Source organism: Luteibacter sp. P4_E6 (genome assembly GCF_056401535.1).
Genome location: NZ_JBFUJE010000006.1, coordinates 22,831 through 33,364, shown reverse-complemented (window position 1 = coordinate 33,364; position 10,534 = coordinate 22,831). Strand labels below are relative to the sequence as shown.

General features: G+C 66.0%; 7 protein-coding genes. 2 read left to right on the top strand and 5 right to left on the bottom strand.

Translation table 11 applies throughout. From position 1 onward, the window contains the following. The 3 genes from AC1DT2_RS01195 to AC1DT2_RS01185 all read right to left on the bottom strand — a co-directional run. Positions 1 to 2,229 (bottom strand): TonB-dependent siderophore receptor (locus AC1DT2_RS01195; RefSeq protein WP_477293627.1); only part of this gene is annotated, 2,229 nt, incomplete at its 3' end. A 25-nt stretch (positions 2,230 to 2,254) separates the two neighbouring features. Then, positions 2,255 to 3,268 (bottom strand): FecR family protein, encoded by a 1,014-nt coding sequence (locus tag AC1DT2_RS01190; protein ID WP_213948957.1) that lies wholly within the window; start codon positions 3,266 to 3,268, stop codon positions 2,255 to 2,257. After that, the gene (locus AC1DT2_RS01185; RefSeq protein ID WP_477293625.1) at positions 3,265 to 3,810 is read right to left on the bottom strand and encodes an RNA polymerase sigma factor; all 546 of its coding nucleotides are present in this window, start codon (positions 3,808 to 3,810) and stop codon (positions 3,265 to 3,267) included. The genes AC1DT2_RS01190 and AC1DT2_RS01185 overlap by 4 nt, the downstream gene beginning before the upstream one ends. A 202-nt stretch (positions 3,811 to 4,012) precedes the next feature. Between AC1DT2_RS01185 and AC1DT2_RS01180 the strand changes: the two genes are divergently transcribed. Beyond that, the gene (locus tag AC1DT2_RS01180; RefSeq protein ID WP_477293623.1) at positions 4,013 to 5,770 is read left to right on the top strand and encodes an ArnT family glycosyltransferase; all 1,758 of its coding nucleotides are present in this window, start codon (positions 4,013 to 4,015) and stop codon (positions 5,768 to 5,770) included. Here the strand turns inward: AC1DT2_RS01180 and AC1DT2_RS01175 are convergent. After that, positions 5,767 to 6,387: a YrbL family protein gene (locus AC1DT2_RS01175; protein ID WP_477293621.1), complete on the bottom strand. Its 621-nt coding sequence runs from the start codon at positions 6,385 to 6,387 to the stop codon at positions 5,767 to 5,769. The genes AC1DT2_RS01180 and AC1DT2_RS01175 overlap by 4 nt on opposite strands. A gap of 103 nt (positions 6,388 to 6,490) precedes the next feature. Here AC1DT2_RS01175 and AC1DT2_RS01170 point away from each other — a divergent pair, with 103 nt between their 5' ends. Beyond that, complete coding sequence (locus tag AC1DT2_RS01170) at positions 6,491 to 8,401, top strand: LTA synthase family protein (protein ID WP_477293619.1); 1,911 nt, start codon at positions 6,491 to 6,493, stop codon at positions 8,399 to 8,401. Positions 8,402 to 8,438: 37 nt separating this feature from the next. Here AC1DT2_RS01170 and AC1DT2_RS01165 read toward each other — a convergent pair whose 3' ends face one another. Continuing rightward, positions 8,439 to 10,529: a hybrid sensor histidine kinase/response regulator gene (locus AC1DT2_RS01165; RefSeq protein ID WP_477293617.1), complete on the bottom strand. Its 2,091-nt coding sequence runs from the start codon at positions 10,527 to 10,529 to the stop codon at positions 8,439 to 8,441. Positions 10,530 to 10,534 lie beyond the last annotated feature (5 nt).

Below are 10,534 nucleotides of genomic sequence, written 5' to 3'. Positions count from 1 at the left end.
GGGTTTGAGCGACCCCTCGCCGAAGCGATAGCTGCCCCACGCCGCCGCCTGATGCTTCGGTGCACCGGTGGGCCGGGTGTCATCGTGATTGCGGATGCGCGATTCGGTCAGGCTGGCCAGCACATCGAAGCCCGGCGCGACGCGACCGGTGAATTCGAGTTCCAGGCCGCGATTGGTCTGCCCGGGGCCCGGGGTGGCGAAGAAGGGCGGCTCCGGCGACACCAGGTCCACGCTGTGGTCGACGCGGATGCGATAGACCGCCGCGGTCAGGCGCGCTCGCTGGTCGAAGAGATCGACTTTCGTGCCCAATTCGATCTGTCGTGAGGTGGCGACAGGCAGCGGCTGGCCATCCTTGCCCAGCGCTGGATCGGGCTGGAACCCGGTGGATGTGTCCGCGTAGAGGGATACCTCGGGCGTCAACTTGTAGACCACGCCGACCTTGGGTATCCAGCGATCCTTGCGCACCGTTCGCGGCGAACCGTCGGACCATCGCGTATCGAGTTCATAGCTGGCGCGGCGTACGGCGGCGAGCACGTTCCAGCGATCGCCCAGGGCGATCTGGTCCTGGAAGTAAACGCCTGCATTGGTCTGCCACGAGCCACCCAGGGTCTGCACGGTGGTGCTCACCGGCCTGATCAGTGCGTTGTACTTCGCCGACACCGTGCTTCCGGTGCGCAGGTCGTAGGCAAGCGGCCGCGTCACGATGACGGCGCTGCGATCGGCCTCGTCGGTCGTGATTCCCTCGGTGATGCTGCCACCGCCGCTGTCGCCCGCATGGGTCCGGGCGAGGTCCACGCCGACCAACACGGTATGCGTGACATCGCCCGTGCGAAAGGTGCGGGTGAGGTCGTTCTGCCAGGTCCAGTAGGTACCGGAGTAGCGAAAGCTTCGCGCTACCGCCGACGAAGCCCCCCCGAAGACGAAAGCCGGGCCGGACGAAAGATACGACCAGCTGTTGCCGTCGCTGTGCTGGCGCACGTACTGTCCTCGGCTGTGGAACGCCCAGTCGTCCGCGAAGTCGTGATCGACTTCGAATACCCCACGAAGGGTGCGATAGGTGGAGATATCGCCCGGATTCCCCGGCACGGAACGCACGGGCGACGCCGAGGACAGCGACGGCCCGAGCAGCACGGTGTGTTCCGGACCGGGCACGCGGTTGTCGACGAACTCCACGCCGCCCATGACACGGGTGTGCTCGCCCTGCCACGCCAGCGATGGCGCGAGATACGCGCCGCGGCCACCGCCGTCGCCCTCCGGCGTCTTCTCGCCACGCTGTCCTGAGGCGACCAGGCGGTAGGTCAGCGATCCATCTTTCGATGCGCTGCCTGCGAGGTCGAGGCCGAGCCGGGCGCCATCGTACTTGCCGACCGTGTAGTCGATCGTGCGTACGGTCTCGGCCTGCGGTCGCTTCATGACGACGTTGATCGAACCGCCAAAGTTGTTGTTCTGCGACGCGTCGCCGAGGATCGCTTCCGGGCCACGCAGGACTTCCACGCGTTCGATGCCGATCAGCGGGGGCAGGTCTTCCGTCCGCGCGATGCCGTTGGGCATGCCATCGGTCATGCCATGGCCGGCATCGAAGCCGCGAATCAGGAACAACGGCGATCCGCCGTAGCCGTCCACGTACTGCACGCCTGCCACATACCGCRCCACATCGCCGATATCGACGGCCTGCTGCGCTTCGATCACGTCGCGGGTCACCACCGTGACCGATTGCGGTACATCGGTGAGCCGCGCGTCCGTACGCGTTACCGTGCGGGTGGTGTCCGCCTTGAATCCGTTGTCCTGGACCATGCCCTGGACATCCACGGTGGCCAGCGGCACGACGCTGCCCGGATCGAACGCGACGGCGGGGTCCAGTGGCAGCGGCGTCGCGTTGTCGGGCTTCTGCCGCTGGCGCACGACCACCGTGCGTGCATCGTAGGCTTCGCTTTCGAGATCGGTCCCGGCGAGCAGTTCGTTCAGTGCCGCGTTCGGCGTAAGCGTGCCGCTGGCACCGGACGATCGCCAGTTGGCGATCGAGCCGGACGCGGTCAGTACCTGCACGTTGCTTTGCTTACCCCAGGCGAGCAGGGCGGTCGCCAGGGGTTGCGGGGCGATGTCGAACGGGATGACGACATTCGTGGAACCGCCGCCGGAAGCGTCCGCGGCGCAGGCGACACGGATCGCCCACGCAAGCGCGAGAGCGCCGGTGAGTGCGCGCCGGCGCCCGCGAAGCGAGTACTGCAAGATCTGCCGTCCCAAAGGGTGAGTTTCAGCGCGGCTTCTGACTCCGCGTCATCGATGTCTGGCGAGCCAGCTCCAGCCGGTCGGCGTAGCTATCCACGCGAACCGGGAAGACCCGCGGTAACGCGGACACCCAACTGTCGATGGTATCGACCTCGACGGTACCGGTAAACGTCAGTCGGCCCAGGTCGGCGTCGGCCAGCCGGATCGGCCGTGCGCTATAGCGGTTCACATTCTCCACGACCGAGGCCAGGGGCTCGTTGACGAACTCCAGCCGGTGGCCGCGCCAGGCGGTCGCGGAGGCCGGGGTCACGTCGAGGATGCGCATGGCCTGCGTCTCGGGATCGAACGAGACTTCACGCCCCGCGCCAAGCTCCACGGTGGCCGCATCGCCATCGGTGGCGGAGGGCGATACCCGCACGCGGCCTTCCGTGACCGCCACGGTGACGCGGTTGCCCGTCCGGCGGACGTTGAAAGCGGTCCCCAGGTCGCGGATCCGCAGCGGGCCGGCCGTCACCACGAAGGGGCGCTCGGCATGGGCGACGCGAAAAAAGGCTTCGCCGGCCTCGAGGTCCACGGCACGTTCGTCGCGGCCGTACCTCGCGGTGATCGACGTCGCGCCGCCAAGCTCGATGCTCGAGCCATCAGGCAGCGCGATGTCGCGGTGCCCGGCGCGCTCGCTGGCGTACTGGCGGGTCGATTCGGTGCCCGCAGGACGCAGGCCCACGTACAGCCCCGCGCCGAGCACGACGATGGCTACGCCCGCGGCCAGGCTGAGGGCAAGCCGCGGCGGCGACCGGCGGTGCGGCGTCGGCGGCACGTATCGCGCCACGAAAGCCTCGCGCGTGGCGCTATCCATGGCGGTCGCGCTTTCGGCGAGGTCGCACGCGCGGTCGAAGGCGGCGGCATGGCGCTTGTCGGCTTCGAGCCAATCGCTCCATTGCAGCATGGCCTGTTCGGGCAACGCGGGGTCGCGCAGGCGCGACCACCAGTCGGCGGCGGTGTTCTCGATATGACGATCGACGAAGGAAGCAGTGTTCATTGGGGGTTCTCCGCGCGATCGCGGCGTTCGCGGCAGTGCGCCAGGGCGTTGGCCACGTGGTAGCGCACCATGCGCTCGCTCAGTTTCATGTCCCGGGCTATCGCGGCGAAGTCGCGTCCGTCGACGACATGCATGACGAAGGCCCGGCTGGTCTTCGGCGGCAGTTCGTCCAGGGACTGGCGGAGGACCTGCCATTGTTCGACCGCCGAGGCGTGCTGTTCGGGAATAGGCGTGACGTGCCAGTCGTCGTTGTCCGGATCCATCGGGGCCGAGGCACGCACGTTGCGCATGCGCAGGCGGTCCACGGCCAGGTTGGAGGCGGCGCGAAAGAGAAAAGCACGGGGTGAGTCGATCCGGGTCGCCTCGTCCAGCGAGAGCAGCTTGAGATAAACCTCCTGCGCTACCTCCTGGGCATCGGCAAGCGAATTCAGTCGCGCTCGCAGGAAAGCCACGAGCGCCGCATTGTGTTCACGGAAGAGGGCAACCACCTGCGCGGCACGTTTACCGCCCGCTGGCGTGCCCGCCGCCTGGGAGGGATCCATGGTGTGTCTGACCGCGTTCATGAGGCTGGGAGAGGGTCACTATAGGTTCGCACGGTGGGAAATCGACGCCCGTACGGGCAGAACGAGCGCCGATTTCCGCACCGGCGAACACCCTAGACGTTCCAGCTCCGGAAAAATGAAATGGAATCGGCCAGCGGCCCTTCCGTCCGCTGTAAGGGACTTGTCAGCCGCCTCGACTAGCATGGCCGCCGACCTGGCCGTTTCCCCTTATCCGATGACCGCCGCCGAACGATCCTTTCGCCGTGAACTCGGCGGGTTCATGCTCTTCGCCCTGGTGGTTCTAGCGGCCGGCATCGGCATGCGTGATCCCTGGCCACCGGATGAGCCGCGTTTCGCCCTCGTCGCACGACAGATGCTCGAATCCGGCCAATGGCTGTTTCCGCACCGGGGCCTGGAGCTCTATGCGGACAAGCCGCCCATGCTCATGTGGACCGAGGCCGCCTGGATGGCGCTCACCAACGGCTGGCGCGGCGCCTTCCTGCTGACATCCCTGTTCTCCGGCCTGGGCACGTTGGCCCTGGTCGCCTGTCTCGGGCGTCGCCTGTGGAATCCGCGGGTCGGTCTGCACGCCGCAGCCATCGTGCTGACAACGATGACCTTCGTCGATGTCATCAAGCACGGCCAGATCGATCCCCTCTCCCTGTTCTGGATCACCCTGGCCAATACCGGCCTGTTGCTGCATTGCCTGCGTGGTCCGGACTGGAAGATGTACTGGCTCGGCTGCTTCGCGGCCGGCCTGGGGGTGATCACCAAGGGCGTGGGTGTCATCGCCCTGTTCATGCTCATTCCCTATGCCGTGATGCGGGCTCGGCAGTGGCCCGGTCTCGCCCGGACACACGGCGACGGCTGGCGCTGGGCCGGCGGTGCCATTGCTTTCCTCCTTGCGATCTCCGTCTGGCTGCTGCCTATGCTGGTCACCGCTTATGGGTTCCGCACACCCGAGTACGTGGCCTACGTCGAGGACATCCTGTTCCACCAGACCGCCGACCGCTATGCCAACTCATGGCAGCACGAGGAGGCGCCGTGGTTCTTCCTGCTGGTGATCCTGCGCGTTTGGGCGCCGACGTGGCTGTTGATTCCCTTTCTCGTCCCTCGCTGGCGAGAGGCGCTGCGACGTCGCGAACCGCGCGTGTGGATGCCGCTGGCATGGTTCGTCCTTACCCTTGTGTTCTTTTCCATCCCGAGCGGCAAACGCGCGATCTACATCCTGCCGGGGCTGCCCATGCTGGCGCTGGCCATGGCGCCCTATCTCGGTGACCTCCTGAAGACGCGGTGGCTGCCGAGGCTCGCGTTCGGGCTCACTGTGGCATCCGGCGTGGTGTTCGTCGGTGTCGGTGCGTGGGCCTGGAAGGCCGCGCCGAAGGCGGCGCAGCGCATTGCCGAAGGCTATCAACTGGCCGATCACGGCCAGTCGCTGTGGCTGTGCGTCATCGCCCTGGGTGCCGCCTTCCTCGTGGCCGCCGCGGTATGCCGTCCGCGGCGTGGTGTGCTCGCGCTGGTGCTCGGTATCGGCCTGGCATGGATCGTCTGGCCGGTGACCACCTATCCGCTGCTCAACGCCAACCAGTCCGCGACCCAGTTGATGAGCGAGGCCGACGCACGGATCGGTCCCGACGGCCAGCTCGGTCTGGTTTCGTGGCGAGAGGAAGTGCTCTATCAGGCGCGACGCCCGGTGACCGAGTTCGGCTTCGCGCGCGACGCCGCGTTGCAGATGGCGGATGCCCGCGTCTGGCAGCGGGCCGATCCCGCCCACCGCTGGATCCTTCTGAACGAGGATGCGCTGGACAGCTGCGTCATCCGCGAGAAAGTCGTGGATATGGGCGTGGCCAACCGCGTGCGTTCGGTGTTGCTACCGGGCGACGGCAGCCGGCCAGGTTGTGTACCAGCCAGACAAAGCGAACCCAGCCCGGTAGGAGCCGATTCATCGGCGATGCTCTAAACCGCAGGCGCCTCAGCCATCGTCCGCTTCAACATCCGCTCGTACTTCTTCTTCGTGCGTGACGCGTTATGCGCGCGATTCATCGAACAATGCGGCACGATATTCTTCTCGCCGAAGCCATCGATCATCACCAGTCGCGGGCCACCGCGCGAGTCCTCCCCATACACCACGTTCCATGCGTGCAGGTCGGCGGCGATGACGTTGTGGCTGAGCAGGCGTGCGTAGAACGCTTCGAGCTCAAGCCGCGTTTTCTCGGTAAAGCCTTCGGCCTGGACCCAGGCATGCAGCGTCGGCGCGAGCTGCCCATTCGGCTGCCGCACCTTCTCCACGATCTGCCCCATGCCGATATCGGTCATCTCCAGGCCGACGATGCGAGCGAGGGGCGAGGTCGCATAGGCGCCCACGTAGAGGCTCGTGACGTATTCCTTGAACTCGCGCACGAAGTCCTTGTACGGACCGCTGCGCGCGATACGGCGGTACCACGGCGCCTGGTTCCAGCGCTCCTCGATCGATGCGCTGGTGATCACTTTGATCAGCAGATCGGAGTCGTCCGGGTGCTGGTACACCTCGCGGATGTGCCCATGGGCGATCGGCTTGGCGTCGGCCAGTCTGAACATCGTCGGTCCTCGTTTGGCGCCTGAAAGGCTGCCGTAAGTCGTTCCTGGGGCGCACAGTGTAAAGTCTTCGGGTCGTTACCGCCCTGATACCGGATACTCCAACGTGCGCAAGCTCACCTGGCGTTTCATCCTTGCCGCCCTCGTCTTCCTGACGCTTTCCCGCGTCGGCCTGTCCGTGTGGCAATGGTCGCGCGTCCACAACGGTGGCGGCCTCTGGCCCGTGCTGATGGGTGGCTGGCGCATCGATCTCTCACTCATCGCGATGATCGTCGCCTTGCCGGCGCTGCTCTCGCCCTGGCTCGGCCATCGCGCGTGGCCCACCCGCATAGCGGCCTGGTGGCTGCGCTTCTGGTGGCTGGCCTTCGTGTTGCTGGAAGTCTCGACCCCGCAATTCATCGTCGAATACGATACGCGCCCCAACCGCCTGTACTTCGAGTACCTGACCAGCCCGCACGAAGTGGCCTCCATGCTCTGGAACGGCTACAAGTTGTCCGTCGCAGCCGGCCTGGTGGTGTTCGCGCTGATCGGCTGGCTCGGTTTCCGCCTGCTGCCGACGCGTCAGCCGGATCGTGCACGCGTGCGCGGCTGGATGCGTCCCGTTGTCACCGTGGTCCTGTTCGCCGTGCTTTTCCTGGCCGGCCGCGGCACGCTGCAGCATCGTCCGCTCAACGCCTCGCAGGTCGCCTTCACCAACGACGCGATGGTCAACACGCTGCCGCTGAATTCGCTTTACAACGTGCTCAATGCAGCGCTCGCGCTGGGCAACGAACGTTCCGCGTCGGCGGTCTACGGCAAGTTACCCGACGACGAAATGCAGGCGATCGTGCGTCAGGCCGCCGGCCTGGATGGTCCGCCACTGGACGCGACCTATCCCAGCCTGCATCGCCAGCAGGCGACCCGGAAAGGCGACAAGCCACTGAACCTGGTCATCATCCTCGAAGAAAGCCTCGGCGCGCAGTTCGTCGGCAGCCTGGGTGGCGACGGCTACACGCCCGAACTGGACAAGCTCTCCAACGAGGGATGGTGGCTGACCCGAACCTACGCGACGGGCACGCGCTCGGCGCGTGGACTGGAAGCCGTCACCACGGGCTTCCTGCCGACGCCGGCCGAGGCCGTGCTCAAGCTGCCGCGCAGCCAGCGCGACTTCTTCACCCTCGGCGCCTTGCTCGACACCTTCGGGTATCACACGCGCTTCCTCTACGGCGGTGAGGCGCACTTCGACAACATGCGTTCGTTCTTCTTCGGCAACGGCTTCAACGAAGTCGTCGACAGCGCGAGCTTCAAGACCAAGCCCGGATTCATCGGCTCCTGGGGCGCCTCCGACGAAGACATGTTCAACGAGCTGCACCAGCGCCTTCTCGATGACGGCAACAAGCCCACGCTTACCGTGGCCTTCTCCGTGTCGAACCACACGCCATGGGAATACCCGGCGGGCCGGATCACGCCCGAGGGCGAACCTGCCAGCAACGCCAACGCGGTACGTTATGCGGACTGGTCCATCGGCCGCTTCTTCGAGCGAGCCAAGCAGTCGCCGTACTGGAGCCACACGGTGTTCCTGATCGTCGCGGACCACGACGCGCGCGTGTTCGGCGCAAATCTCGTGCCCGTCACGCATTTCCACATCCCCGCGCTGATTCTCGGCGCGGGCGTGCCGGTGAAGAAAGACGATCACATCGTCAGCCAGGTCGATCTTGCACCCACCCTCCTCTCGCTCATCGGTATCAGCAGTGAGCATCCGATGCTTGGTGCAGATCTGACCCAGCGTTATCCGGACCGCGCCATCATGCAGTACGGCGACAACTACGGTTATCTCAAGGGCGACCGCCTCATCGTCCTTCGGCCGAACCAGCCGGCGACGCAATATCACTATCTGATCGACGGCGAGAAGCTCGACCTGCAGCCGGTGGATTCCCAGTTGGAGAAAGAGGCGCTGGCGCACGCGTTGTGGCCGAGCTGGGCCTATAGCAAGCAGCGGTATCGCCTGCCGCCGGGTGCCGGCGACAAGAAGCCGTAGTACTCCGATCCCTCAGATCTCATCAGGCCACGCATGCTCAGCGTGGCCGCGACACGGTTCGATGCACGGCGTCGGCCAGGGTCGCTTGCGAGTAAGGTTTGGCCAGGCGGGGGATTTGCAGCTGCGGGCCGGCTGGCAGGTCGGCATAGCCCGTGGCCATGATCATGGGGAGATCCGGCCAGCGCTCGCGTATGCGTTCGGCGAGCTGGGTACCGGTCATCTGCGGCATGGCGTGGTCGGTGATGACGAGGTCCACGCAGGTCGCTTCAAGCACCTGCAGTGCCTCGTGCCCCGAGCGCGCAGGGATGACCTGGTAGCCGAGGGCCTCCAGCATGTCGACCGTTGTCGTGCGAACCAGGTCGTCGTCGTCCACGGTAAGGATGCTGACGACGGTGTCTGGTGCGCAGCGTCCCGGGACTTGCGTAACGTGCGCCTCGCGTGACGCCGGTAGATCATGGACCTGTGCGGCGGGCAGCCAGATTTCGGCGGTGGTGCCTTCATCCACGCGGCTGCGGAGGATTAGCGTGCCACCGAGTTGCTCGGACAGGCCGTGAACCATGGAGAGGCCGAGGCCCGTGCCCTTGCCGACGCCCTTGGTGGTGAAGAACGGCTCGATGGCGCGCTTGAGCATGGTTTCGTCCATGCCGGCACCCGAATCCGACACCGACAGGCGCACGTAGTGACCCGGGGAGAGTGTGGCGTGGCCCTCCTGCATCCAGTCTTCGTCGGTCGTGATAATCAACGTGCCCACGCCGTCCATGGCGTCACGGGCGTTGACGGCCAGATTCAGCAGGGCCGTCTCCAGTTGATTTGCATCGGCGCGGATGGTGGGGACGCGTGGCCCGAAGTACGTCTCCAGCACGATGGTGGGACCGAGCGACCGACGCAGCAGCTCGGTCATGCCTTCCACGAGCTGGCGCAGGTCGATGCTCTCGGTCTTGAGGTCCTGGCGTCGCGCGAAGGCGAGCATGCGTCGCGTCAAGGCGCTACCGCGTTCCGCGCCTGCGATGGCGGTGTCCGCCAGGCGCAGCAGCAGCGGCTCCTGCGGCATGCGTTCGCGAAGCAGGTCGAGACTCCCCTGCACGGCCATCAGCAGGTTGTTGAAGTCGTGCGCGATGCCGCCTGTGAGATTGCCGAGCGCCTCCATCTTCTGCACCTGCAGGAGGGTTTGCTCGGCCTTGATGCGCGCGGTCTTCTCGACTGCTTCGGGCACCATGGCGACCACATTGCCGGATTCATCCGTCACCGGGCGCATCGAAAAGTCGAACGAACGTACGCCCGTAGGCAGGTTCAATGCCATGCTCATGTGCTCGCTCTTTCCGGCGGCCGCTCGTCGGGTCGCCGCTTCGACAGCCTGTGGCATGCCTGGCGTGCCACCGAACCACGGCGTGAGCCAGAACGGCAGTCCGACCACATCGTCCAGCGTCGCTTCGACGCCGGCCAGCGCTGTGGCGTTCGCGTAGACCACGTTGCCATCGGGCGAGAGCAGGTACTGGTAGAGGTGCGAGGTCTCGAAAATGGTGCGCAGGTTGGCTTCGCTGCGTTCGAGCGCGGCCGTGCGCTCGGCCACCATGGCTTCGAGGTGCTCGCGAAATCGCCGTTCGCCCTCGCGTACGTTCTCTTCTGCGCGGACACGGGCGGTGGTCTCCACCACGAAGGCGATGACGCCGCCGGGCATCCCGCTCTCGTCGAGGACCGGCGAGTAATCCAGGTTCATCCACACCGGTTCGGGCTTTCCATTCCGTTCGAGCGTGAGCTGCTGGTCCTTGTACGCCAGCGTGCCGCCCGCAAGCCCTACCCGCATCACGTTGTCGTTGAAGTCGGCGACCTCAGCCCAGCCCTTGCGCACCTCCGAACCCAGCAGTCGCGGATGCCGGGCGCCGGCGAAGATGGAGTACGCGTCGTTGTAGATCATGATGCCCTGCGGGCCCCACAACAGCACGATAGGAACGGGTGAGAGCAGCAGCATGGCGGTAATGGTGCGCAGGCTCTGCGGCCACGTCTCGAGCGCGCCCAAGGGTGTGCGCGTCCAGTCGAATGCGCGAATCAGCGCACCGGCTTCACCACCGCGATCCAGCCACGAAAGGCCGTCGGTATCACCAGGCACGAAAGGGGGATGTCGGGTCATCGGAA

Excerpts from the sequence above, each read along its gene's own strand:
- AC1DT2_RS01180 (WP_477293623.1), top strand. The coding sequence starts at position 4,013 with ATGGCCGCCGACCTGGCCGTTTCCCCTTATCCGATGACCGCCGCCGAA.
- AC1DT2_RS01165 (WP_477293617.1), bottom strand. The coding sequence starts at position 10,529 with ATGACCCGACATCCCCCTTTCGTGCCTGGTGATACCGACGGCCTTTCG.
- AC1DT2_RS01190 (WP_213948957.1), bottom strand. The coding sequence starts at position 3,268 with ATGAACACTGCTTCCTTCGTCGATCGTCATATCGAGAACACCGCCGCC.
- AC1DT2_RS01185 (WP_477293625.1), bottom strand. The coding sequence starts at position 3,810 with ATGGATCCCTCCCAGGCGGCGGGCACGCCAGCGGGCGGTAAACGTGCC.
- AC1DT2_RS01175 (WP_477293621.1), bottom strand. The coding sequence starts at position 6,387 with ATGTTCAGACTGGCCGACGCCAAGCCGATCGCCCATGGGCACATCCGC.